Consider the following 24312-nt stretch of genomic DNA (forward strand, 5'->3'; position numbering starts at 1 on the left):
CGCCCCGGGCTGCTGGCCGGGGAGTTCGCGCGCTTGAAGCCGATCGATCCGAACCAGGCGCCGGCGAAGGCCAGGCGCCACCACGGGCCTCCCCTGCCGCTCAAGGTCGGCACGCGCGGCTCGCCGCTCGCGCTCGTCCAGACGCGCAGCTTCCTGGAGCGCATCCGGGCCGTCTGCCCCCTGCTGCGCCACATGGACGCCTTCGAGGAGCACCAGATCGCGACCTCCGGCGACCGCGCCCAGGATCGCCGGCTGGCCGAGATCGGCGGCAAGGGCCTCTTCGCCAAGGAAATCCACGAGGCGCTGCTGGACGGGCGGGTCGATTTCGCCGTCCATAGCCTCAAGGACCTGGAGACCGAGCTTCCCCCCGGTGTCGCGCTCGCCTGCATGCTCCGCCGCGAGGATTCGCGCGACGCGCTGGTGCTGGGCGAGGCCTGCCGGCGCGGCGGCTTCTCCGGCGCCGCCTGGGACCCCTTCTCGGCCCTGCCGCAGGGCGCGCTCGTCGGCACCGCCTCGGTCCGCCGGCAGGCGCAGCTGCTGCACTGCCGCCCCGATCTCCGCTGCGAGATGATCCGCGGCAATGTCCAGACCCGCCTCTCGCGCGTCGCGAGCGGCGAGTTCGACGCGACCCTGCTGGCGCTTGCCGGGCTGAAGCGCCTGGGTCTGGAGGCCCATGCCGACGTGATCCTCGACGAGGAGGACATGGTTCCGGCCGCCTGCCAGGGCATCATCGGCGTCACCGTCCGCGCCGACGACACCGAGTTGCTGGAGCTTCTCTCCGCCATCTGCGATCCCGCCGCGCGCGCCATGAGCCTCGCCGAGCGGGCCATGCTGGGCGCGCTCGACGGCTCCTGCCGGACGCCCATCGGCGCCAGCGCCCGGCTGCTGCCGGGCGACACGCTGCGGCTGACGGGCCTCATCGCGCGCGCCGACGGCAGCTTCATGGTCAAGCGCTCGATCAGCGGCGCGGTGGCCGATGCCGCCCGCATCGGCGAGGCCCTGGCTCAGATGCTCCTGGCCGAAGCCCCGGCCGACGTCCTGGCCTGATGCCGGACCCGGCACAGCTCGCCCTCTTCTTCCTCGCGGCCCTTGTCCTGGCCGTCACCCCTGGCCCCGGTATCTTCTACGTCGCGGCCCGCACGCTGGCCGGCGGCCGCGCCGAGGGCGTGGCCTCCAGCTTCGGCACCGGGCTCGGCGGCATGGCGCATGTGCTGGCGGGCAGCCTGGGCGTCTCGGCGCTGGTGCTGGCAAGCGCGGAGCTCTTCACCGGGCTGAAGCTGCTTGGCGCCGCCTATCTGATCTGGGTGGGCTTCCGCACCATCCGCTTCGCCCGGCAGGAGGCGGGGCTGGGCCCGAACGGCATTCCCGCCATGGGCCCCGCGCGCGCCTTCCGCGAGGGCGTCTGGGTCGAGGCGCTGAATCCCAAGACCGCCGCGTTCTTCCTAGCTTTCGTCCCCCAGTTCGTGGACCCGTCGCGCGGCCTTGTGGCGCTGCAATTCGTGTCGCTGGGCTTCGTCTCGGTGGCGCTCAACACGCTGGCCGACATCGCGGTCGCCTTCGCGGCCGGCCACATCCGCGAAGGCGCGGCCGCGCGGCCGGGCCTGATCCGCCGCCTGCGAGAGGGCTCAGGTGCCGCGATGATGGCACTGGGTCTCGGCCTCGCCCTGGCGAAGAAGCCCGCGGGCTAGCCTGCCGCCGCGGCCTTCTGGCCCGGCCGGTGCACCTTCACCGCGCTCTGCTCCGCCAGGATCTCGCCGATCGTCTGGCGCAGCAGGCGGATGTCGCGGATGCGGCCGAAGCTCGGGCGGTGGAACAGCGCCACGTCGCGCATGTGGTTCCCCCCTGCGATGCGGCGATAGGCCACCATGTCGTCCAGCAGCGCGCCCACCTGGACCGCCAGCTGCGGCATGAAGGACACGCCCGAACCGGCCGCGATCATCTGCCGCAGCGTCTCCAGGCTCGCGGCCTGGAGGTCGGTCGGCCCGTCGCGCAGGCGCGAGGGGCAGAGGGTCAGCGCCTGCTCCCGCAGGCAATGGCCCTCGGCCAGCAGGATCAGCTCGTGCATCGAGATGTCGCCGGGGTTCACCTGCTCCACCTGCGCCAAGGGATGGTCGCGCGGCACGGCCAGCGCCAGCTCTTCCCGAAAGAGCGGCAGCTCGGTCAGCTCGGCCTCCGCGATGGGCGAGGTCGCGAGCAGCGCGTCCAGCTCCCCCTCCTCCAGCTGGCGCACGAGCACCCGCGTATGCCCCTCGTGCAGCATGAGCTTGAGGTCGGGGTAGCGCGCGCGCAGCGGCTTCAGCAGGAAGGGCACGAGATAGGGGCCGAGGGTGGAGATGACGCCCAGCCGCAGCGTGCCCGTCAGCGGCTCGGCGCCGATGCGCACCACCTCGAAGAGCCGCCGCGCCTCGGCGATGATGCGCTTGCCCTGGGCCACCACCTCCTCGCCGCGATGGGTCACGAGCACGCCGCGGGGGCTGCGCTCGAAGATCTCCACGCCCAGGAACTCCTCCAGCTTGCGGAGCTGGCCGGAAAGCGTGGGTTGGCTGACGCCGCAGGCCAGCGCGGCGCGGCCGAAATGGCGGTGCTCCGCCACGGCCGTGATGTATTCCAGGTCCCGAAGGCTGAGGCCGGCGAGGTTCATGATGCGACTCGTCCGAATTCTTGACCTGCAACATTCCCGGCGGCACTCTCCGGGGCAAGGGGCAATCGCGATCGCCCCGTGAGGCTCCGGCCCAAGCATCGCATCCTCCGGTTACAGGATGCCCGGCCATGCCTTCGCCCCATGTCATCACCCCTGCCCAACTCACCCGCCGGATCGGCCTGCCCGATGCGCCGCTGATCCTCGACGTGCGGACGCCCCAGGATGCCGAGGCCGATCCGCGCCTCCTCCCCGGCTCCATCCGCATGGGCCATGCCGAGGCCGCGGAAGCCGGCGCCGCCTGGCGCGGCCGGCAGGTCGTCGTCGCCTGCGAGCGCGGCCTCAAGCTCAGCCAGGGCACGGCCGCCTGGATGCGCCACCACGGCGCCGAGGCGGAGGCGCTGGAAGGCGGCTTCGTGGCCTGGCGCGCGGAGGGCCTTCCGCTGCTCTCGCCCACGCATATCCCGATGTGCGATGCATCGGGGCGCACGCTCTGGGTCACGCGGGCGCGGCCCAAGGTGGACCGCATCGCCTGCCCCTGGCTGATCCGCCGCTTCGTGGACCGGCAGGCGGTCTTCCTCTTCGTCCCGCCCGGCGACGTGCTGGCGGTGGCCGAGAGCTTCGGCGCCACGCCCTTCGACGTGGAGGGCGTCTTCTGGTCGCATCGCGGCCCGCTCTGCACCTTCGACGTCATGGTGGAGGAGTTCGGCCTCGGCATCCCGGCGCTGCAGCACCTCGCGCGGATCGTTCGCGGGGCGGACACGGCGGCGCCGGAACTCGCGCCCGAGGCCGCGGGGCTGCTCGCCGCCTCGCTCGGCCTCTCGCGCATGCATCGCGACGACCTCGCGCAGCTCGAAGCGGGAATGTCGCTCTACGACGCCTTCTTCCGCTGGTGCCGCGACGCTATGGAGGAAACCCACAACTGGCCCGGACGCCGCGCGGCATGAAGCACAACCTCCCCAGCTTCCAGGAAGCGCTGCGCGTCTGGACGCGCGTCGGCTGCCTCTCCTTCGGCGGGCCCGCGGCGCAGATCGCCATGCTGCAGCACGAGGTGGTGGACCGACGGTCCTGGGTCTCGGACCGCCGGTTTCTGCATGCGCTCAACTTCTGCATGCTGCTGCCGGGGCCCGAGGCCATGCAGCTCGCCACCTATCTCGGCTGGCTGATGCATGGGGTCCGCGGCGGCGTCGCGGCGGGGCTGCTCTTCATCATGCCTGGCGTGGCGGTGATGCTGGCGCTGAGCGCGATCTTCGTCGCGCTCGGCCACGTGCCGCTGATCGCCGCGCTGTTCTTCGGCCTCAAATGCGCGGTGCTGGTGCTGGTGGTGGAAGCGCTGCTGCGCGTGGCCCGGCGGGCGCTGAAGGGCGCCCTGCCCTGGGCGCTGGCGGTGGCGGCCTTCCTCGCGCTCTTCGTGCTGGCCGTGCCCTTCCCCATCGTCGTCCTCGCGGCGGCCTTGGCGGGCTGGCTCGCGCCGCAGGCCTTCGCGCCGGGCGGACATGGCGGCAATGGCTCCGGCGAGGCCTCGGCGCTGGATGCGGCGCTGGCGGCCGATCCGGGCCGCATCTCCCGCATGGCGGGTTCGGCGCGGCGGGCCGGGCTGGTCTCGCTGGTGCTCTGGCTCTGGCCGGTGGCGCTGCTCATGCCGTCAGGCGGGGTGATGGCGGATATCTCCTGGTTCTTCTCCAAGATGGCCGTCGTCACCTTCGGCGGCGCTTATGCCGTGCTCGCCTATGTCGCGCAGGAGGCGGTGGAGCATTACCGCTGGCTTTCGGCGGCCGAGATGCTGACGGGCCTCGGCCTCGCCGAGACGACGCCGGGGCCGCTCATCCTCGTTCTGCAATTCGTGGGCTTCCTGGCGGGCTGGCGGGATTCCGGCTGGGGCGGCGCGGTGGCGGGCGCGCTGCTCACCGTCTGGGTCACCTTCCTGCCCTGCTTCGCCTGGATCTTCCTGGGCGCTCCCTATCTGGAGCGGCTGCACGACATGCCCCGGCTGCGCGGGGCGCTGGCGGGGGTCACGGCGGCAGTGGTGGGCGTGATCGGGAACCTGGCGCTCTGGTTCGGGCTGCGCGTGCTCTTCGCCGAGATGCACGGCATCCTGCCCGTGCCGGCCAGCATCCAGTGGAAGGCGCTGGCGCTGGTGGTCCTGGCGGGGGTGCTGCTCTTCCGCTTCCGGCTAGGCGTGGTGCCCTTGCTGGCCGCGAGTTCGGCGGCGGGGCTGGTGCTGGGGCTCGTCTGGCCGTAACGCGGGGGACTTCTTCCGGAGCCCCTTCGTCTTGCAGGACCCCTGGCAGCATTTCGACACCAGGCCCGACCCCGGGCCGCCCTTCGGCGAGCGCTATCCCGCGCGCATGCCGGATGGCTGCTACCTGCACCTGCCGATCCGTCCCATCGGCGTCGCGGGCCTCATCGCCACGCAGGCGAGCTTTCCCGTGATCCACCAGCTGGTGGAATGGATGGCCGAAGCCGCGCGGCCCCTCTGGCCGGAGGTGGTGGTGGGCCTGCCCACGCTCGGCCATGTCTTCGCGCCGCTTCTGGCCGAGCGGCTGGGGCAGCCGAACTGGGTGGCGGCAGGGTATTCGCGCAAGCTCTGGTACGAGGAACGGCTGAGCGCGCCCATGCGCTCCATCACCACCACGGCCGAGCGCCGGGTCTGGCTCGACCCGCGCATGCTGCCGCGGCTGGAGGGGAAGCGGGTGCTGCTGGTGGACGACGTGATCTCGACGGGCAGCTCGGCCGTCGCCGGGCTCAAGCTGCTGGAGGCGGCGGGGATCCGCCCCATCGGCCTCTGCGTCGCCATGATCCAGACCCGGCGGTGGGAGCCGGACTGGCCGGCCGACATCCCGGTGGTGTCGGTCTGCGAGACGCCGCGGCTGGAACAGGTCGAGGGCGGCTGGGTTCCGGTGGCAGGCTGACGGGACGGCGGCCGACCGCGAACCGAAATGCTTGATTTTTGGGCGGTTTTTCGGTTAATCTTGGCCTATCAACGGGCGCTTGGCCCCCGTCAGGCCGCCGCCCGCAGATCCGCCGTGACCAGATCCCAGGTATCCTGCAGCAGCGCCGGCGTCGGCAGGTCCCCGAGGCCGGCAAAGGTGCCGTCCCGCTGGAAGGTCCCGGCGGCCTGCTCCCAGTCGAGATCGCCATTGGCGGCGAGTGCCGAGAGGTCGCCATGGTTGTGGCGCATCCACAGCGCGAGGTCGGAATGCAGCCAGATCGCGTTCATCGCGTCGGGGGAGAGGGTTGTGCTCATGCGGGATAATTCGTCACGCGGCGCACCGCCTTCAATGGGCGCATAACGGCTCGCGACGGCGGGCATGACGGGGGTTTGTCCGAAAGCGCGCCCCGCGCGCACGGGTAAGATAGTAAGATGGTAAGATAGTAAGGCGATCCGGTTGCGCCGCCCCGGCGATGCGCGCAGGCTTTGGCCTGCCGCCCCTGGAAACGGAGACCGCCGATGCGCCCGAACAACCTCCACGAAGCCGACATCGCCCACTTCATCCACCAGCAGACCGACCTCGCCGAGCATGGCGAGCAGGGCGCGATCCTGATGGCCAAGGGCGATGGCGTGCGGGTCTGGGACACCGAGGGCCGCGAGTACATCGAGGCGATGGCCGGACTCTGGTGCGCCTCGCTCGGCTTCTCCGAGAAGCGGCTGGCCGATGCGGCCTACAAGCAGCTCCTGCAGCTGCCCTACTACCACACCTTCTTCGCCAAGGGGCATGAGCCCGGCGTGATCCTGGCCGAGAAGCTGGTGGATCTAGCGCCGGAGGGGCTGACGCATGTCGCCTTCCAGTGCTCGGGCTCCGAGGCGAACGACGCCGCCATCAAGATGATCTGGTACTACAACAACCAGCGCGGCAAGCCGGAGAAGAAGAAGCTCATCGCCCGCATCCGCGGGTACCACGGCAACACGATCGCCACCGCCTCGCTCTCCGGCCAGCCGCATATGCAGGCGGATTTCGACCTGCCACTGGGCGATCGGTTCCTGAAGGTCAGCAACCCCAACTACTACCGCTTCGGCGAGCCCGGCGAGACGGAGGAGCAGTTCTCCGCCCGCATGGCGGCCGAGCTGGAGGCGCTGATCGAGAAGGAGGGCGCCGACACCATCGCCGCCTTCTTCGCCGAGCCCGTGCAGGGCGGCGGCGGCGCTCTCACGCCGCCCAAGGGCTATTTCGACCTGATCCAGCCCATCCTGAAGAAGCACGACATCCTCCTCGTCGCGGACGAGGTGATCTGCGGCTTCGGGCGCACGGGCGAGATGTGGGGCAGCACCACCTACGGCATGAAGCCCGACCTGCTGGTCTGCGCGAAGCAGCTGACGGCGGCCTATCAGCCGCTCTCGGCCACGCTGATCTCCAAGCCGATCCACGAGGCGCTGCTGGCGGGTTCGAAGAAGAACGGCAGCTTCGGCCATGGCTACACCTATGGCGGGCACCCGGTGGCCTGCGCGGTCGGCGTCGAGACGCTGAACATCTATGCCGAGCGCGACATGATCGGCCATGTGAAGAAAGTGTCGCCGGCCTTCCTGTCCGGGCTGGAGAAGTTCCGCGACCACCCGCTGGTCGGCGACGTGCGCGGCGTGGGCCTGATCGCCGGCGTGGAGCTGGTGGCGGACAAGGCGACGAAAGAACCCTTCGCCCCCTCTCGCAAGATCGGCGTGCTGGTGCAGGAGAAGTGCCGCGAGGCGGGCCTCGTGGTCCGCGCCATCGGCGACCGCATCGCCTTCACGCCGCCGCTGATCATCACCGAGGCCGAGATCGCGGAGATGTGCGCCCGCTTCGGACAGGGCCTCGACGCCGCCTGGGCGGAAATGGGCGCGGTCGCGAAAGCCGCCTGAGATGGAGCTCCCTCGCGCCAGCCCCGCCGAGGTGGGGCTGGACGGGGAGGTCCTGTCCGGCCTTGTCCCGCAATTCGAGGCCTGGACCGCGGCGAAGCTGCACAGCGCGCTGATCCTGCGCCACGGCAAGCTCGCCTTCGAGCACTACTTCAAGGCCGACGACTGGGCCTGGGCGACCCTTCTGGGCGAGGTCGCCTTCGATGCGGATACGCGCCACGACATGCGCTCGGTGACGAAGAGCGTGACCTCGCTGCTCTTTGGCATCGCGCGGGACCGGGGGCTGATCGGCTGCCTCGACACGCCGGCGCTGGACTACTTTCCCGAACTCGCCGACCTCCGCACGGCGCATACATCGGCGATCACGCTGCGCCACCTGCTCACCATGTCCGCCGGCCTCGCCTGGGACGAGGCGCTGCCCTACAGCGACCGGCGCAACAGCGAGCGGCAGATGATCGATGCGCCCGACCAGCTGCGCTACATCTTCTCCCGCCCCGGGGTCCGGCCGCCGGGCGCCACCTGGCAATACAATGGCGGCTGCACGGCGGCGCTGGCCCATGTCGTGGCGCGCGCCGCGGGCCGCCCCTTCGAGGAGTTCGCGGAGGAGGCGCTGTTCGGGCCGCTCGGCATCCAGGACGCGGAGTGGATCCGCTGCTACGCCGACGGCACGGTGAACGCCTGCTCGGGCCTGCGGCTCACTCCGCGGGACATGGCGAAGCTCGGCCTCGTCGCGCTCAACCGGGGCGCAGGGCTGGTCTCGCCGGGCTGGATCGAGGAATCGCTGACCCCCTGGCAGAACGCCGATGGCCTCTGGTTCTACGGCTATCAATGGTGGCTCGGCCGCTCGCTCGTGCGGCGGCGGGAGGTGCGCTGGGCGCAGGCCATGGGCCATGGCGGCCAGCGCATCTTCGTGGTGCCGGAGCTGGACATGGTGGTCGTCGTGACTGCCGGCCTTTATCACGACGGCCCCTTCCAGGCGGTGCCGGGCGAGGTGGTGCTGCGGCGCTACGCCCTGTCCTCCGCCATCCCGGCTTGAGACGGCGCCACCGCCACCCCATTTCCGGGTCCAACCAACAAGGAGAATACCGAAAATGGAACACGCAACCCTGGGCGGCGGGTGCTTCTGGTGCCTCGATGCGGCCTATCGCGACGTCAACGGTGTCTCCGAGGTGGTGTCCGGCTACGCCGGCGGTCATGTCGCCAACCCGACCTATGAGCAGGTCTGCGGCAAGAAGACCGGCCATGCGGAGGTCGTCCGCATCGCCTTCGACCCGGCGGTCGTAAGCTATGCCGACCTGCTGCGGATGTTCTTCACGCTGCACGACCCCACCACCAAGGATCGCCAGGGCGCCGATGTCGGGCCGCAGTACCGGTCCATCATCCTGACCGAGAGCCCGGAGCAGGAGGCGACCGCGCGCGAGGTGATGGCCGAGATCGACCAAGCCGGGATCTGGGGCGGCAAGCTCGTCACGGAGTTGGAGCCGCTGAAGGAATTCTGGTCCGCCGAGCCCGAGCACCAGGACTATTTCAACCGCAACCCGTGGTCCGGCTACTGCCGCGCCGTGATCGCGCCGAAGGTGAGCAAGTTCCGCAAGAGCTTCGCCTCGCGCCTGAGCCGGGTGGGAGCGTGACCATGGACAATGCCTTCCCCATCCAGCGCACCGACGACGAGTGGCGCGAGGCGCTGGACCCCGTCGCCTACCGGGTGCTGCGGCATCAGGCGACGGAGCGGCCCGGCACCTCGCCGCTGAACCACGAGAAGCGCGAGGGCATGTTCCTCTGCGCCGGCTGCGGCACGCCGCTCTTCGAGAGCGACGCCAAGTACGACAGCGGCTGCGGCTGGCCCTCCTTCACCGCGCCGGTGGATGGCGCGATCGGGGAGAGCCTGGACAACAGCCATGGCATGCGGCGGGTCGAAGTGCACTGCAATGTCTGCGGCGGCCACCAGGGGCACGTCTTCCCCGATGGGCCTGGCCCCGCGGGCCTGCGCTACTGCATCAACGGCGCCGCGCTGGACTTCAAGCCGAAGGAGTGATTTCGGCGGATCAAGGGACTGCGCGGCGAAGTTGATTTGAACCGCGAAGAAGATGTGAGCCCGGGAACACGGATCCCGGGTCTCGCATCCATGATGCAACTTTGCGAAATCTTTTCTGTTTTCAGGGAGAACCAGTCCAACGCCTTGAATTGGCCGGAGTTACGCGCTTGATTGCAAAGGCCCCTGATCCGTGAAAGCCCCTTCTGCCATGTGGCGCGCCGCCTTTCTTTCGCTTCTCCTCGCCACGCCGGCAGCCCGCGCGGATACGGCCTATGTGCTGAACTCGGGCGAGGCCTCGATCTCCGTCGTCGACACCGCGACCTTCGCCGAGACGCGCCGCATCCCGTTGCTGCGGGAAGCCCACCACATCGTCGTTTCGCCGGACGGGCGAAACCTCGTGCTCGGCGACAGCGCGGCCAATGAACTGATCTTCCTCGACCCGGAGAGCGGCGAGATCCGCCGGCGGGAGCGGATCAGCAACCCCTATCATCTCGAATACAGCCCGGATGGACGGTTCCTCGTCGTCGCGTCGCTCCGGCGGGACCAGATCGACATCTACGAAGCCGGCACGCTGACGCTGCTGCAGCGCTTCCGCCAGCGCGACAAGCCGAGCCACGTCGCCTTCAGCCCTGACAGCAAATGGGCCTATGTGACGCTCCAGGGCACCGGCCAGGTGGCGGCGGTCGACATGGCCAATGGCACCACCGCCTGGGTCACGCCCGTCGGCCCCGAGCCTGCCGGCATCATCTGGCATCGCGGCAAGCTGCTGATCGGCCTGATGGGCCGCCCCGATTTCGTGACGCTCGACCCCGAGACGCGCGACGTGCGGACCGTCTTCCAGGTTGGGCGCGGCGCGCACACCGCCTATCCCGCACCCGACGGCCGCACCCTTTACGCGACCTCGCGCGTCGACAGCCGCATCGCCGAGGTGGACGCCGATACCTTCGAGGTCCGGCGCATCTTCGACATCCCCGGCGGCCCGGACTGCATCGCCTTCGACCCCGAGGGCCGGCTCTATGCCACCCTGCGCTGGACGGGACGGCTGCTGATCCTGGACCCGCGCAGCAACGAGCAGGCACAGATCCGCGTGGGCCGCAGCCCGCACGGCGTCTTCCTGGTGCCGCAACGGCCGGGCGTCGGCGCCGACTATGCCTTCGCGGCACCGGGCGCCATCAGCGGCAGCCGGCCCATGATCCAGCCGATCACCGGCGGCGGCGCCGTCGCCCGCGCCCTGCCCGAGGCCGCGCCGGTCGAGGCCCGGCTGGGCGAAGCCAGCATCCGCGTGAATGCGGGCACTCCGGGCCATCTCTCCACCCGCCCCACGCTGCGCTGAAGATGCCTGGCCGCCGGGCCTGGACGGCCGGGGCCCTCTCCCTCCTGGCCGCGCCCGCGCTGGCCCAGGGGCGTTGCGCGGGCACCCTCTACCTGACCATCGACACCGGCTGGTCACGCGAGGCAGAGGAGATCGCGGCCATCCTCTCGCGCCACGGCATCCGCGCGACCCTGTTCCTGGCCAATGAACGCACCTTCCGCGGCGACCGGCAGCTGGAGCCCGGCTGGGCCGATTTCTGGCGCGCCCGGGCCCGTGAGGGCCACGCCTTCGCCAGCCATACCTGGCGCCACTGGTACTTCCGGGGCGACCCCAGCCCTGGCCATGTCGCCTACGCCTCCCGGCAGGGCGAGGGGCAGGAGGTATTGGACGCCCGGTCGCTCTGCGCCGAGCTGGCGCGCCCGATGGACGCGCTGCGGGCCATGGTTCCCGAGGCGCAGATCCTCCCGCTCTGGCGCGCACCGGGCGGCCAGGTGACGCCGGGCGCCCTCCGCATGGCCGCCGCCTGCGGATTGACCCACCAGGCCTGGACCGCCCGAGGCTTCCTGGGCGACGAGCTGGATTCCGCGGCCCACCCCAATGCCGCGCTGCTGCGCCGGAACCTCACCCAGATCCGCGATGGCGAGGTGTTGGTGATGCATTGGGGCGTGCGCTCGCGCCGCGAGCCCTTCGCGCTTATTCTTGAGCCCCTCGTAACCGGACTTCTCCAGCGGGGCTTCTGCTTCGCCACCCTTCCATCAGCCGGCATCCGATGATGATCGACGCCATCCAGGACGCCTACGACCACGCCACGGCTTGGCTCTACGAGACGCTGCTGCAGCCGGCGATGTACGAGCTCGGCCTCATGGACTGGGCCGACGAGGCCTTCCAATGGATGGATTTCCTCGTGTTCGGCCTGATCCAGGTCGTCGTCGTGGCCGCCATCTGCCTGCCGCTGGAGCGTTGGCGCCCGGTGGAGCGCTGGGAAAGCCAGCGGGTCGTCTGGACCGATGTCGTCTACACGCTGCTCACGCGGCTCGGCATCCTGCCGCTCCTGGGCTTCGTGCTGTTCTACGCGGCATCGACCCGCATCGAGGGGCTGATCGCCGATAGCGGCTTCGTGCCCCCCACGCTCGAGACCTTCGTGCCCTGGCTGCGCGAGCAGCCTTTGGTGGCGCTGCTGCTCTACATCGTGATCCTGGATTTCGCGGAATACTGGCGCCACCGCTTCCAGCACCGCTTCGCCTGGTGGTGGGCGCTGCATTCCATCCACCACAGCCAGACCCAGATGACCTTCTGGACCGACGACCGGAACCATGTGCTGGACGACATCATCGGCGCAGCCTGGTTCGGCATCATCGCGGTCGCGATCGGGGTGCCGCCGGGACAGTTCCCGATCATCCTGCTGGTGCTGCGCCTCGCGGAGAGCCTAAGCCACGCCAATGTGCGGCTCGACTTCGGTGTGGTCGGGGAGCGGCTGATCGTGAGCCCGCGCTTCCACCGCCTGCATCACGGCGTGCTGAGCGTGGGCGCGGCGGGCAAGAACTATGGCGTGATCCTGCCGGTCTGGGACTGGATCTTCGGCACGGCCGATTTCAGGCGCGACCACTACCCCCGGACCGGCGACCCGGAAGCGCCCGAAGCCTATGTGCGGGGCGGCTGGCTGGCGCAGCAATACATGGGGCTGCGCCAGGTGTGGCGGGCGCTCACCGCCCGCTGATCACTCGGCGGCGGTGGCCGGCGTCGCGGTATCGCCGTGCTTGGCGCCGCGCTTGGGCTTCGGCGGCTCGTGCGCGATCTCGGACATCGCCTTCTGCACATGCGCCGAGAAGACGTATTCGGCCGGGCGCTGCTTCGTCAGGTCGATCTCGGGCGCCATCGGGCCGCTGGTGCGCGGCCCGCGCAGCTGGGCGGCCACGGCCTTCCAGGGCTTGGTGATGGCGTCCAGCGCGGCCGTCGCCTCGAAGCCCGAATGGACCATGCAGTCGGCGCACTTCTCGTAGTTGCCGACGCCGTACTTGTCCCAGTCGGTGGTGTCCATCAGCTCCTGGAAGGACTTCGCGTAGCCCTCGCCCAGCAGGTAGCAGGGGCGCTGCCAGCCGAAGATGTTGCGCGTCGGGTTGCCCCAGGGCGTGCAGTGGTAGGACTGGTTGCCGGCCAGGAAGTCCAGGAACAGCGGCGAGTTGCCCATGCGCCACTTCGTCTTGCCGTTGTTGCGGGCGAAGATGTCGCGGAACAGTTCCTTGGTCGCCTGGCGGTTCAGGAAGTGCTGCTGGTCCGGCGCGCGCTCGTAGGAATAGCCGGGGCTGAGCATGATGTTGTCGACGCCCAGCGCCGTCACGTCATCGAAGAACTTCGCCGTGCGCTCGGGATTGGCGTTGTTGAACAGCGTGCAATTGATGGCCGTGCGGAAGCCGGCCGCCATCACCTTCTTCAGCGCCTCCACAGCGCGGTCGTAGACGCCTTCCTGGCTCACGGCCCAGTCGTGCTGCGCCTTGTCGCCGTCCAGGTGGATGTCCCAGATGAAGCGGGGATGCGGCTTGTAGGCGTCCATTCGCTTCTCGAGCAGCAGCGCGTTGGTGCAGAGGATGACGATGCGGCCCTGCTTCAGCAGGCCCTCGACGATCTGCGGCATCTCCTTGTGCAGCAGCGGCTCGCCGCCCGCGATGGCGACAACCGGCGCGCCGCATTCCTCGGCGGCGCCCAGGCACTCCTCGACCGAGAGGCGCTTGTTCAGGATGGCGTCCGGATAGTCGATCTTGCCGCAGCCGGCGCAGGCCAGGTTGCAGCGAAAGAGCGGCTCCAGCATCAGCACCAGGGGGAAGCGCTCGCGCCCGGCCAGCTTCTGCTTGACCACATAGGCGGCGACCTTCGCCTGCTGCGCCAAAGGAATACCCATACCGAACCCGCTCCGGACGATGACGGCCCTGCCCCGACAGGAGGCATGAGCCAGACCATGCAGTTGGGCCCAAGACGACGCTTGTCCAGCCGGGCACTTGCCGGCCGGCTCGGAATCGAGCCCAGATCGAATGCCTTAGCACAGGCCTTGCTGCACCGCGAGCATGCCCTGCCGTGCCCGGAACTTGCCCCTCGGGGAGGAGGGGGATAAGCAGCCTGGGCAGTTTCCCGCGGGCCCAGGGCCCGCCGTCAGACCGGAGCCTCGCCGCCGTGTACGCCGCCGACGCCGCCACCATCGCCGAGGCCGACCGCAAGGCCCGCCATTGGCAGAGCCCAGAGCCAGGCCCCCTCGTCATCGGGTCAGAGGCGCATAAGCGCGCGGTCTGCCGGATGTTCGAGGACACGTTCAACCCGTACAAGCCCTCGGTCATCCCCTGGCCGAAGCTGGACGAGGTGACGCTGAACCGCATCACCAGCCTGCCGATCTGGGACATCGCGGTGCAGACCGAGGGCAAGGCCCGGCTCCGCATGGCCGCCTATGCCGCCACCATCACGGACCCCGAGATGCGCGACACCATCGCGCGCAACGGCTGGGAGGAGAACCGCCACAAGGAGGTCCTCTCCAAGCTGGTGGAGGCCTACGGCATCCCCCTCGCCCCGGAGCCCGAGTACCTGGAGCCGAAGGACCCGGAATGGGCCTATCTGGTCACCGGGTACAGCGAATGCGTGGACAGCTTCTTCGCCTTCGGCCTGTTCGAGATGGCGCGCCGCTCCGGCTTCTTCCCCGAGGAGCTGGTCGAGACCTTCGAGCCGGTGATGCAGGAGGAGTGCCGTCACATCCTCCTCTTCGCCAACTGGCTGGCCTGGCACCGGAAGAACATGCCCTGGTGGAAGCGCCCCTATTTCGAGATGCGCGTCTGGGCCGTCTGGATCTTCCTGGGCTGGGAGCGCATCGGCATGGCCAAGACGGTCGACGGCGCCGGCAACGAGAACAAGCAGGACAACAATTTCACGGTGAACGGCTCCAAGGCCATGACGGACGAGGACATATCCCTCGCCCAGATCCTGGATCTCTGCCTCTCCGAGAACGATCGCCGCTTCGCCGGCTACGACAAACGCCTGCTTCGCCCGACGACCGCGCCCTTCCTCGCGCGTTTGGCCCGCAAGTTCATGCGCACCCCGAAGAAAGCCTGACATTCATGAGCCGTCGCATCGTCGCCGGGTCGGAAGAGCACAAGAACCTCTTCTGCCAGCAGTTCATCGACACCCACCTGACCTTCGAGCCCGAGGAACTGCCCTGGCCCGAGCTGACGCAGGCCGAGCTCGACCGCCTGCGCGCCGTGCCCTTCTGGCAGGAGGTCTATCACACGGAGCGTCGGGCCGGCGCCATCGTCCATGCCTTCCTGCCGCAGATCGAGGACCCGGTCGTGCGCGAGGCCGCCCGCGTGCAGGGCGTGGAGGAGACGCGCCACGCCAAGCTCATCCGCGTGCTGATCGACAAGTACGGCCTCAACGCCACCGAGCAGCCGCTGGAGAAGTTCCCGGACGACCTCGAGACCGCTTTCATCGATTTCGGCTTCGGCGAATGCCTGGACGCCTTCCTGGGCTTCGGCGCCTTCAAGACCGCACGCGAGTCCGAGTTCCTGCCCGAGAAGATGTTCGAAATCTTCGACGTGCTGATGGACGAGGAGACGCGCCACATCGTCTTCTTCATCAACTACATGGCCTGGCGCGAGAAGCAGCGCGGCCTCATCGCGCCGCTGCGCGCCATGAAGTCCGCCATGTTCTACGGCCGCGCGGTGCGCCGCCTGAAGGGCATGGTCAATCGCGGCCAGGAGATGAACGATGGCAAGGACTTCAACGTCACCTCCGCCAGCATGTTCCTGGATGGATTCAGCTTCACGAAATTCGTCGAGGACTGCTACCGCGAGAACAGCCGCCGCATGGCGATTTTCGACCCGGACCTGATGCAGCCGACGCTGCTGCCGACCATGGCCGGCCTCGCGCTGCGGGGACTGCGACTGTGGGACCTCGGCGCCCGCCAGCTTCGCCGCAAGCCGGCCTGACCGGCCGATGATCACCGTGCCCCTGGCGCCGCTGGCCTTGCTCCTGGCCTGCTCCTATGCCGTGGGCGCGGGCATCCTGGGCGCCGCTGCCTTCCTGTCATGGGTGGCCGTGCCCGTGGCACGCCGGCTGCCGGAGGAGCAGGCCGCGTTGCTGACAGGCCGGGCGACGGGCTGGCTACGGCTCATGGCGGCCCTCGTCCTGGTCGACAGCCTGCTGAAGCTGGCCTCCTCCCTGCTCGTCTCGCCGGAGTTCACCTGGTTCTTCTTGGCGAATTGGGGCGCGGCGCTGCTGTTGCCGATCGCCATTCTTGCCCTGGCCGGGCCGCGCGCCTGGCGTGCGTGGATGGCCGTTCTCTGTGCCGTTCTCTACCTCGCGATCGGCCTCATGCCTGAGCCGGGGGAGCGCCTGAGCCTCGTGCTGGTCTGCGCGATGCTGACCATGGGCGGGCTGGGCCTCTGCCTGGGCGGCCTGCCGCCGCTGCGGCGGCTGCTGGCCGCGCCCTGGCCGGCCTCCGTCGCGCAGGCGGTGGGCGCCCGGCATTTCGCGCTGATCCTGCCGGGGCTCGCCCTGCTCGCGGCCAGCCTCGCGCTCGCCTGGCCGCATCGCGAGCTCTTCCTCGAGGACCGCGCCTTCCCGACCATGGCGCTGACGGCGCAGCTCGCGATCCTGGCTCTGATCGCCGCTGCCGCCCGCGGCGGCCTGCTGCTGCTGGCCGCGCGCCCGGGCCATTCGGCCGAGTGGCTTCCGCCGCTGCGCGTGGTGGTAGAGGTGGAGCTGATCCTGGCGCTGCTGCTCGCCGCGGTCATGATCCCGCTCTTCCTCATCCCGCTGCCCCGCCACGAGGCCTGGCTGCCCGAGGCCCTGACGCTCTTCGGCGACCACATCTCCAGCCTGGCGGGCGCCCTGATCCTGGCCATGGCGGCGCTCGCCGGCACCCATGCGGCCGGCGGGCCCGAGGGCACTCGCTACTGGCCGCTGCTGCTCCTGCCGCTCGCGGGGCTGATGGTCTGGCAGATACAGGGCGAGATGGGTCTGGCCCTCGCCGTCCTGCTGACCATCGCGGCGCTCTCGGAATTGGCGCGGCTGGTATTCGGCGGCCCGGCCCGGCTGGCGCTGGCCCCGGCCCTGCTCGGCGTGCCCGCCCTGATGCTGCTGCTCATCAGCATGCGGCAGGGCCTCATCGCCTGGATCGTGGGCCTCGCGATCCTGGGCCTCGTCGCCCGCTGGCTGGAGCTGCGGCTTTCCCCCTCGCGCGCCGGCCGGCTCGCGGGAATTCTCCACGCGGCGCTGCTCGGCGCCATTGGTGTGTTGCTGATCCTCCCGCATGTCCGCTGATCCCGCGGCCTTTCTCGGCCGCATCGTCGTCGCCCTGGTGCGCATCTCCGTGCGCCGGCCCATCGCCGTGCTGCTGGCGCTCGCGCTCGTCTCCATCGCGGGGACCTGGCTCACGGTCACGCGCTTCGCGCTGGATTCCGACGTCACGAAACTCTTCCCGCCCGACCTCCCCTGGCGGGTGGCCGAGCGCACGATGGAGCGCGCCTTCCCGCAGCGGCTCGATCTCATCGCCATCGTGCTGGACGGGCCGGACGCCGCGACATCCGACCGCGCCGCCGGCCAGCTCGCGGCCGCGCTGGAGGCCCGCCCGCAGCTCTTCCGCTCGGTGCGCCAGCCCAATGGCGGCCCGTTCTGGGCGCGCCACGGCCTGCTCTACCTGGACCGCGCCGAGGTCCAGGCCGTCACGGAAAAGCTGATCGAGTCCCAGGGCCTCCTCGGCCCGCTGGCCGAGGACCCGAGCCTGCGCGGCCTCTCCCGCATGCTGGGCCTGATCGCGGAGGGCATTCGCACCGGCGAGGCCAAGCCCGACCAGCTGGCAGGCCCCCTCGCTGCCTTCGCCAATGCCGCCGAGGCCGCCAATGGCGGCCGCATCGCCGCGCCGGACTGGGGCGTGCTCATGACCGGCCGCCCTGCCCGGCCGTTGGAGCTGCGCCGCCTCATCCTGGTGCAGCCCGCCCTCGACTATGGCGAGCTTACCGCGGGCGCCGCCGCGACCGAGGTGATCCGCAGCGAGGCCGCGCGCCTCGGCATCGATGCCGAGCACGGGCTGCGCATCCGCCTCACCGGCCCGGTGCCGATGGCGGACGAGGAGTTCGCCACCGTCTCCGAGGGCGCGGTGGAGAACGCCGTGCTCTCCTTCGTGCTGGTCGCGATCCTGCTCTGGATGGCGCTGCACAGCTGGAAGCTGATCTGGCCGCTGCTGGTGCTGGTGGTCGCGGGGCTCATCTGGACGGCGGCCTGGGGCATCCTGGCCGTCGGAACCTTCAATCCGCTCTCCATCGCCTTTGCTGTCCTCTTCATCGGCATCGGCGTGGATTTCGGCATCCAGTACGCCGTCCAGTACCGTGCCGAGCGCGTGCATATCCATGCGCTCGTGCCCGCGCTGGAGGAGGCCGCGCGCACCGCCGGGCCGGGCATGACGCTCGCCGCGCTCGCCGTCACCTTCAGTTTCCTCGCCTTCCTGCCGACCGATTATCGCGGCGTCGCCGAGCTTGGCCTCATCGCGGGCGGCGGGATGGTCATCGGCTGGTTCCTCGCCATGACGCTGCTGCCGGCCCTCATGGTCCTGGCCCGCCCCTCCAGCGAGGCGAAGGAAGTGGGTTACCCGGGCCTGCGGCCCCTGGACGAGTGGCTATCGCGCCATGCCCGGGCCGTAGGCCTCGGGGCGCTGGCGCTGACCGTCGCCTGCGCCTTCTCCCTCGCCTGGCTGCGCTTCGACACTAACCCGATCAACCTGCGCGACCCGAACGCGGAATCCGTCGCCACCTGGCGCGACCTCGCGCGCGACCCGGACACCGACCCCAATATCCTCGAGGTCCTGGCCCCAGACCTGCCGGCCGCACAGGCGCTGGCCCGCCGCCTCGCCGCCCTGCCCGAGGTCGCCCGCGCGATGACGCTGGCCGACTTCATTCCCGAGGAGCAGGAGGCCAAGCTCGCTCTCATCGAGGATGCGGCCATGCTGATGGGCCCGGCGCTGGCGGCCGATCCGCAGCCGGCCCCGACCGACGCGCAGACAGTGTCCGCGCTGCGCCGTGCCGCGAACGACCTCGGCAATCTGCGCGGCGACACGGCGATGCATCGGGACACCGCCCGCCTCGCCGCCGCGCTGCGTCGCCTGGCCGACGGGCCGGAGGCGAACCGGCAGGTCTTCGCGCGCGCCACGCTGCCCGGGCTGCAGCACCTCATCGGCCAGGTGCGGGCCATCCTCTCCGCCAGCCAGATCACGCTGGAGAGCCTGCCGCGCGAGCTGATCGCCGATTGGCTGACGCCCGATGGCCGCGCGCGCGTCGAGATGGCGCCCGCGCAGACCACGACGGACGAGACCGTGCTGATGCGCCGCTTCGCGCGCGCCGTGCAGGCCGTGGCACCGGACGCGACGGGGCTTGCCATCTCCACGCTGGAATCCTCGGCCACCATTCAGCACGCCTTCCTCGTCTCGGGCGCCATCGCGCTGGTGTTGGTGATGGCGCTGCTGGTGATCATGCTCCGCTCCGTGCGGCTCTCGCTGCTGGCACTGGCGCCACTGGCCCTGGCGGGGCTGATGACGCTCGCGCACTGCGCGCTGTTCGGGCCGGACCTCAACCTCGCGAACATCATCGCGCTGCCGCTGCTCTTCGGCATGGGCGTCGCCTACGACATCTATTTCGTCGCCGCCTGGCAGCAGGGGCGGCGCGATCTGCTGGCCTCGCCGCTCAACCGGGCCGTGATCTATTCGGCAGTGACGAATGCGGCGGCCTTCGGCGCGCTCGCCATCTCGCCGCATCCGGGCACGGCCAGCATGGGCGTCGTGCTCTCGGTCAGCCTCGTCTACTCACTGGCCTGCGTGATGCTGGTGCTGCCGCCTCTTCTGAAGCTCTTCGCGCCGGAGCGGTAATCGGGCAGGCTCCTCCTCAAATAAGGAGGAAACCAAGAATGACGACCCGCCGGACCCTTCTGGCCGCGCCCGCGATTCTCGCGGCGCTGCCCGCCGCCGCCCAGACATGGCAACCGGACCGCCCCATGACGATGATCGTCGCCTTCGCCCCCGGCGGCGGCACGGATGTCGCGGCCCGCACGCTGGCCCGCTTCATGGAGCGCGAGCTCGGACAGTCGCTCGCCGTGCTGAACCGCGCCGGCGCGGGCGGCGAGGTCGGCTGGGCCGAACTTGCCCGGGCGCGGCCGGACGGGCTGACCATTGGCTTCATCAACACGCCCAACATCGTGACCATCCCGATCGAGCGCCAGGCGCGCTACAAGATCGACGACTTCGCCCCCATCGCGAATGTGGTGGATGATCCGGGCGGCTTCTGGGTGCTGCCGGACAGCCCCTGGCGCAGCCTGCAGGATCTCGCGGCCGCCGCCCGCGCCGCTCCGGGAACGATCGCCTATGGCTCCACCGGCGTCGGCTCCGACGACCACCTGGCCACCCTCGCCTTCGAGCGCGCGACCGGGACGCGGCTGCTGCACGTGCCCTTCAACGGCTCCTCGCAGGTGAAGAACGCGCTGCTCGGCCGGCAGATCCAGATCGCCGCGATGAACATGGGCGAAGGCGTGGGCGATTTCCGCCAAGGACAGATCCGCCCGCTCGGCCAGATGGCCACCGCGCGCTGGGCCAATACCGCCGAGGTGCCGACCTTCCGCGAGCAGGGCTTCGACGTGGTGGACGGCTCGATGCGCGGGCTCGCCGCGCCGGCCGGCACGCCGCAACCGGTGCTGCAGCGGCTCGCCGCCGTGGTGAAGGCCGTGATGGATCAGCCGGAGTTCATCGCGCTCGCGAACCAGCAGCAGCTGCCGCTGCGGTTTCTCGACCCCGACCAGCACCGCGCGGTGCTAACATCGATGCATGAAAGCTACATGCAGCTCTGGCGGCAGCATCCCTGGAAGGACTGAAGCACCCGCGGCTTGATTTGGGTCAATGCGATGGAACGCAGGTTCGCGATGATGTCCCGAGTTGCTGAAGGAGGCTGGACATGACCCGTGAAACCCTGACCGCCGCCGACCTGATGACGAGCCCCGCCGTCACGGTGCCGCCGGCCATGCCCGTGACGGCGCTGGCGCGGCTGCTCGCCGAGCGGCGGATTTCCGCCGCCCCGGTCACCGACGCCGAGGGCAGCCTTCTGGGCATCGTCACCGAGGCCGATCTGCTCCGCCGCGTGGCGGCCGAAAAGGACGCGCCCCGCAGCTGGCTCTCTCGCCTGCTGGGCGATGCCGACGCCCAGGCCCGCGCCTATGCGCGCACGCATGGCCAGCAGGCGCGCGACATCATGACCACCGATGTCGTCACCGTCGCGCCCGGCGAAAGCGCCGCGCATTGCGCCAAGCAGATGGAGGAGCGCGGCATCAAGCGCCTGCCCGTGGTCACGCCGGGCGGAAAGCTGCTTGGCGTGCTGTCGCGCGCCGATGTCCTGCTGGCGGCCATGGAGCCCCCCCATCTCATCGGCACCCCGGCCGAGGATCGTGATCGCCGCATCCGCGCCACGCTCAGGAAGGAGATGAAGGACCAGCCCTGGGTGGACCGCATCTATGCCGCACCGGAAGTGAAGGACGGCGTCGTCATCCTTCACGGCTTCGTGCGCTCCGAGGATGCGAGGCGGGCGCTGCAGGTGATGGCTTCGCGCATCGAGGGCGTCGAACGGGTCGAGGACCAGATGGAGGTCACGCCCCTCTTCATGGTCGGCAGCTACATCTGACGCCGGCGCCGCCGCTCGGCCCAGGCCAGCCGGAAGATGGGCAATGATTCCACCGCGTAGCGCCGCCAAAGGCGCCGCGGCTCGCTCATCAACCTGAAGAGCCATTCCAGGCCCGCCGCGCGCATCCAGCCCGGCGCGCGAGGCACCTCGCCCACCGCGAAGCGCAGCGCACTGCCGAGAGCAAGCCCGGTGCCCGTCAGGCCTTCCTCGCGGCTGAGCCTGAGCAACAGCTGCTCGGAGCGCGGCGCGCCCGTCGTGACGAAGAGGAAGCGTGAGGGATGCTCGCGGACGAAGCGGATGGCTTGGGCCACAGCCTCCGGCCGGTCGATATAGCCCATCGGCGGATCGTGCAGATGAACATGACGGACCCGGTAGATGCGGCGAAGCGCATCGGCGAGACCCGGTGAGCCGCCGATGATGCTGATCTGGTCCTCGGCCGAGATGTACTCGCGGAGCAGCAGGACGGCGAGGTCGCTCCCCGTCGCCAGACCGAACCGCGCGCCGCTCGCCCATTGCGCCAGCCTGCGCGGGATCTGACCGTCGTTGAGGCGCAGCCAGGCGGCCTCATAGGCCGGACGCAGCGGATTTCCGGGCTGGGCGAGGAGCACCAGGTGCTGGGCGTTCGCCGTGACGACATAGCCGAAGGGCGCGCCCGCCGGCCGGGATGCGATCAGCGCCGCCGCCTCCTCCAGGCCGATAGGCGAGATTCCGATGATGCCGAGCATGTCCTGGTCGGGCGGCGGGCGTGCGTCCATGGCGCTCATCTTGGCTTGGAAGGGGTGCCGGTCATCGGCGGGGCGCCGCCTGCAGCGCGCGCGCGACGGCATGCCAGGCCGGCTTGCGGACGAAATCCGCGTCGTAGAGATGCGGACGCGAGGGCCTGCCGTCCGCCCGGCGCGTGGCGGGCTGCGCGTCCAGGTAGTTGCCGCGGTCGCTGAGGCCCCAAAGCGTCAGGAAATCCACCGCTCGCTCCGCCAGCGCCACCGCCAGATAATCGCCGATCGCCTCCGCCGCCATGCGGTCCCGCCGGGCGACATCGCCGGGCAGGTGCTCGTCGGGGACGTCGAGTTCGGTGATCTGGATCCGCAGGCCGAGGCTCGCGACGTCGCGCAGGAAGCGCTCGAAGACCCTGGGGGCGAAGGGCGACCGGGGATCGCCCGCGAAGATGTGCCCCTGGATGCCCAGTGCCTGCACCGGCACGCCACGGCGGATCAGCCTCTCCAGCAGCGCCAGCAGCGCACGGCGGCGTGCGTCCTGGTAGGGATTGTTCATCTCGAGGTTGAAGTCGTTGAGCACGCGCAGGGCCTGCGGATCGGCGGCTGCGGCGAGATGGAAGGCCTCTTCGATGTAGTCGGGCCCGAGGCCGCGCAGGAACGGCGTGTTCCGCAGCCCTTGGGGGTGCCCCTCATGCGGCTGGATGGCCTCGTTCACCACGTCCCAGGAATGCAGGCGGCCGGCGAAGCGCCGGCAGACGGCCGTGATGTGGGCGCGAAGCATGGCCTGGGCTTCGGCACGCCCCGGTGAGGCAGGAACCCAGGCCGGCAGGCCGACATGCCAGACCAGCGCGTGTCCCTTCGACTGGAGGCCAAGCCCTTCGGCGAAGCCCAACATTCTCTCGGCCGGCTCGAAGTCGAATCGGTCGGCTGCCGGGCGCAGCTGGGACGACCATTTGAGCTCCAGCCCCGGCACCACGATGCGCGCGTCACGCGCGATGGCTTCCGGGAGCAGGACAGGACTTTCGTCGAGCAGCCGGACGGCCGCCATCGTGCCGAAGAGAATTCCCTTCTCCCCCGCCAGCTGTGCGAGCCTGGCCTCCGGGACGGTCGCGGCGGCCGCCAGCATCAGGTCCCGCCGGCTAGATGCAGGAATCATGGCTTCGGCGGGCCCGCATATTCGCGGTAATGCCAGCCTGTCAGGACAGAGAGCTTCCCGAAATTGGCCCAGGCCCGGCCCAGCCAGCGCACGCCTCGATGGCGGCCGGTCGGCCAGGTGAGGAGGGCGAGCCCCGCCGATACCACCATCTGTACCGCCGCTCGGGCGAAGAAGATCAGGCGCCGCGCCGCGCCGGGCGGGCCGCCATAGCGGCCCGCCCGGAAATGACGCGCATGATCCTGGCCGCCGCGCATGGCGCGCCGCAGGATCCACCCCATTTGCAGGCGCGTCCCCGGAACGGGCTCGGTCACCGCGGCCTCGTCACACCAGACCAGGCGCGCGCCCCCTTGGACCAGGCGAAGCAGCATGTCCCCATCCTCGCCCCCCGTCAGGCCATAGGCCGGGTCGAAGACAGGAACGAGCCGCCGCACGGCTGCAGCGGCCAGAAGGGCATTGCCGATCCGCATCTCGTCCGATGGCACGACCGTTCCCGTCGGCATGCGGCGGCGGTCATGGAAGCGCCCATGGCGGATCCAGTCCGGCGCGTCGGGCGGCAGCACGGCGAGAACCGGCGCCAAGACGCCGTCGGCGGCATGACGGACCACCGTTTCCTCGAGGCTGGCCAGCCAGGAGGGAGGCGCGCGCTCATCATCGTCAATGAAGGCGATCCACTCGCCCTGAGCCAATTCAACGGCGCGGTTGCGGGTGATCGCGATGTTCTTCACCGGCTGCACGGCATAGACGACGTCGATGCCTTCCAGCCGGCCGCGCCAGTTCTCCACGACCTCCGCGGCACTGCCCGCCGCGTCATTGTCCACCACCACGATCTGCTGCGGCCGCCGGAGCTGGACCGCGAGATCGCCCAGCAGCGCGTCCAGCAGGACGGGCCGCCGGTAGGTGGCGATGCAGACACTCAGCCGGGCGAGCATGGGCTCGCGG

The 24312-nt window shown here is 70.2% G+C and carries 24 protein-coding genes; 18 read left to right on the forward strand and 6 right to left on the reverse strand.

Annotation, left to right across the window (positions count from 1 at the left end; all coding sequences use genetic code 11):
- Positions 1–33 precede the first annotated feature (33 nt).
- A complete protein-coding gene (gene hemC, locus WJM96_RS10620; RefSeq protein ID WP_424812461.1) occupies positions 34–1047 on the forward strand; it encodes a hydroxymethylbilane synthase in 1014 nt (337 codons plus the stop codon).
- Entirely contained in the window at positions 1047–1688 is a 642-nt protein-coding gene (locus WJM96_RS10625) for a LysE family translocator (RefSeq protein ID WP_424812462.1), read from the forward strand. Before hemC ends, WJM96_RS10625 begins: the two co-directional genes overlap by 1 nt.
- Here WJM96_RS10625 and WJM96_RS10630 read toward each other — a convergent pair.
- Positions 1685–2641 (reverse strand): LysR substrate-binding domain-containing protein, encoded by a 957-nt coding sequence (locus tag WJM96_RS10630; protein WP_424812463.1) that lies wholly within the window; start codon positions 2639–2641, stop codon positions 1685–1687. The genes WJM96_RS10625 and WJM96_RS10630 overlap by 4 nt on opposite strands.
- A gap of 128 nt (positions 2642–2769) precedes the next feature.
- Between WJM96_RS10630 and WJM96_RS10635 the strand changes: the two genes are divergently transcribed.
- The 3 genes from WJM96_RS10635 to WJM96_RS10645 are packed head-to-tail and all read left to right on the forward strand — an operon-like array spanning position 2770 to position 5550.
- The gene (locus WJM96_RS10635; protein ID WP_424812464.1) at positions 2770–3585 is read left to right on the forward strand and encodes a chromate resistance protein ChrB domain-containing protein; all 816 of its coding nucleotides are present in this window, start codon (positions 2770–2772) and stop codon (positions 3583–3585) included.
- The gene (gene chrA, locus WJM96_RS10640) at positions 3582–4880 is read left to right on the forward strand and encodes a chromate efflux transporter (RefSeq protein WP_424812465.1); all 1299 of its coding nucleotides are present in this window, start codon (positions 3582–3584) and stop codon (positions 4878–4880) included. Before WJM96_RS10635 ends, chrA begins: the two co-directional genes overlap by 4 nt.
- A gap of 31 nt (positions 4881–4911) precedes the next feature.
- Positions 4912–5550, forward strand: a complete 639-nt coding sequence (locus WJM96_RS10645; protein WP_424812466.1) for a phosphoribosyltransferase — start codon at positions 4912–4914, stop codon at positions 5548–5550.
- An 89-nt stretch (positions 5551–5639) separates the two neighbouring features.
- Here the strand turns inward: WJM96_RS10645 and WJM96_RS10650 are convergent, their stop codons facing one another.
- Positions 5640–5885: a hypothetical protein gene (locus WJM96_RS10650; RefSeq protein WP_424812467.1), complete on the reverse strand. Its 246-nt coding sequence runs from the start codon at positions 5883–5885 to the stop codon at positions 5640–5642.
- Between the two features lie 204 nt (positions 5886–6089).
- Here WJM96_RS10650 and WJM96_RS10655 point away from each other — a divergent pair, with 204 nt between their 5' ends.
- The 7 genes from WJM96_RS10655 to WJM96_RS10685 all read left to right on the forward strand — a co-directional run bounded on the left by WJM96_RS10655 (position 6090) and on the right by WJM96_RS10685 (position 12533).
- The gene (locus WJM96_RS10655) at positions 6090–7472 is read left to right on the forward strand and encodes an aminotransferase (RefSeq protein WP_424812468.1); all 1383 of its coding nucleotides are present in this window, start codon (positions 6090–6092) and stop codon (positions 7470–7472) included.
- 1 nt (position 7473) lies between these two features.
- A complete protein-coding gene (locus WJM96_RS10660; protein WP_424812469.1) occupies positions 7474–8505 on the forward strand; it encodes a serine hydrolase domain-containing protein in 1032 nt (343 codons plus the stop codon).
- 55 nt (positions 8506–8560) lie between these two features.
- Complete coding sequence (gene msrA / locus WJM96_RS10665; RefSeq protein ID WP_424812470.1) at positions 8561–9100, forward strand: peptide-methionine (S)-S-oxide reductase MsrA; 540 nt, start codon at positions 8561–8563, stop codon at positions 9098–9100.
- A gap of 2 nt (positions 9101–9102) precedes the next feature.
- Complete coding sequence (gene msrB / locus WJM96_RS10670) at positions 9103–9504, forward strand: peptide-methionine (R)-S-oxide reductase MsrB (RefSeq protein WP_424812471.1); 402 nt, start codon at positions 9103–9105, stop codon at positions 9502–9504.
- Between the two features lie 208 nt (positions 9505–9712).
- A complete protein-coding gene (locus WJM96_RS10675) occupies positions 9713–10837 on the forward strand; it encodes a YncE family protein (RefSeq protein ID WP_424812472.1) in 1125 nt (374 codons plus the stop codon).
- Positions 10838–10839: 2 nt separating this feature from the next.
- Positions 10840–11589, forward strand: a complete 750-nt coding sequence (locus WJM96_RS10680) for a polysaccharide deacetylase family protein (RefSeq protein ID WP_424812473.1) — start codon at positions 10840–10842, stop codon at positions 11587–11589.
- Positions 11586–12533 (forward strand): sterol desaturase family protein, encoded by a 948-nt coding sequence (locus WJM96_RS10685; RefSeq protein ID WP_424812474.1) that lies wholly within the window; start codon positions 11586–11588, stop codon positions 12531–12533. Before WJM96_RS10680 ends, WJM96_RS10685 begins: the two co-directional genes overlap by 4 nt.
- On the opposite strand, the gene hpnH is transcribed toward WJM96_RS10685, so the two are convergent.
- Positions 12534–13712 (reverse strand): adenosyl-hopene transferase HpnH, encoded by a 1179-nt coding sequence (gene hpnH, locus WJM96_RS10690; protein WP_424812475.1) that lies wholly within the window; start codon positions 13710–13712, stop codon positions 12534–12536.
- Between the two features lie 269 nt (positions 13713–13981).
- Between hpnH and WJM96_RS10695 the strand changes: the two genes are divergently transcribed.
- From WJM96_RS10695 to WJM96_RS10720, 6 genes are all read left to right on the forward strand, one after another.
- Positions 13982–14905 carry a ferritin-like domain-containing protein gene (locus tag WJM96_RS10695; protein WP_424812476.1) on the forward strand — a complete coding sequence of 308 codons (924 nt, stop codon included), beginning with the start codon at positions 13982–13984 and terminating at the stop codon, positions 14903–14905.
- A 5-nt stretch (positions 14906–14910) separates the two neighbouring features.
- Positions 14911–15777 (forward strand): hypothetical protein, encoded by an 867-nt coding sequence (locus tag WJM96_RS10700; RefSeq protein ID WP_424812477.1) that lies wholly within the window; start codon positions 14911–14913, stop codon positions 15775–15777.
- Positions 15778–15784: 7 nt separating this feature from the next.
- Positions 15785–17113, forward strand: coding sequence for a hypothetical protein (locus tag WJM96_RS10705; RefSeq protein ID WP_424812478.1), 1329 nt, complete (start codon positions 15785–15787; stop codon positions 17111–17113).
- On the forward strand, positions 17103–19706 hold the full coding sequence (locus tag WJM96_RS10710) for an MMPL family transporter (protein WP_424812479.1): 2604 nt from the start codon (positions 17103–17105) through the stop codon (positions 19704–19706). The genes WJM96_RS10705 and WJM96_RS10710 overlap by 11 nt, the downstream gene beginning before the upstream one ends.
- A gap of 38 nt (positions 19707–19744) precedes the next feature.
- Positions 19745–20701, forward strand: coding sequence for a tripartite tricarboxylate transporter substrate binding protein (locus WJM96_RS10715; RefSeq protein WP_424812480.1), 957 nt, complete (start codon positions 19745–19747; stop codon positions 20699–20701).
- 80 nt (positions 20702–20781) lie between these two features.
- A complete protein-coding gene (locus WJM96_RS10720) occupies positions 20782–21501 on the forward strand; it encodes a CBS domain-containing protein (protein ID WP_424812481.1) in 720 nt (239 codons plus the stop codon).
- Here the strand turns inward: WJM96_RS10720 and WJM96_RS10725 are convergent.
- From WJM96_RS10725 to WJM96_RS10735, 3 genes are read right to left on the reverse strand one after another with little or no spacing between them, the layout of a single operon-like run.
- The gene (locus tag WJM96_RS10725; protein WP_424812482.1) at positions 21492–22256 is read right to left on the reverse strand and encodes a WecB/TagA/CpsF family glycosyltransferase; all 765 of its coding nucleotides are present in this window, start codon (positions 22254–22256) and stop codon (positions 21492–21494) included. The genes WJM96_RS10720 and WJM96_RS10725 overlap by 10 nt on opposite strands.
- Before the next feature lie 31 nt (positions 22257–22287).
- A complete protein-coding gene (locus WJM96_RS10730) occupies positions 22288–23373 on the reverse strand; it encodes an endo-1,4-beta-xylanase (RefSeq protein WP_424812483.1) in 1086 nt (361 codons plus the stop codon).
- Entirely contained in the window at positions 23370–24302 is a 933-nt protein-coding gene (locus WJM96_RS10735; RefSeq protein WP_424812484.1) for a glycosyltransferase family 2 protein, read from the reverse strand. Before WJM96_RS10735 ends, WJM96_RS10730 begins: the two co-directional genes overlap by 4 nt.
- Between the last annotated feature and the right edge of the window lie 10 nt (positions 24303–24312).

The sequence above is a fragment of the Roseococcus sp. YIM B11640 genome (assembly GCF_049727625.1).
Taxonomy (GTDB): Bacteria; Pseudomonadota; Alphaproteobacteria; order Acetobacterales; family Acetobacteraceae; genus Roseococcus.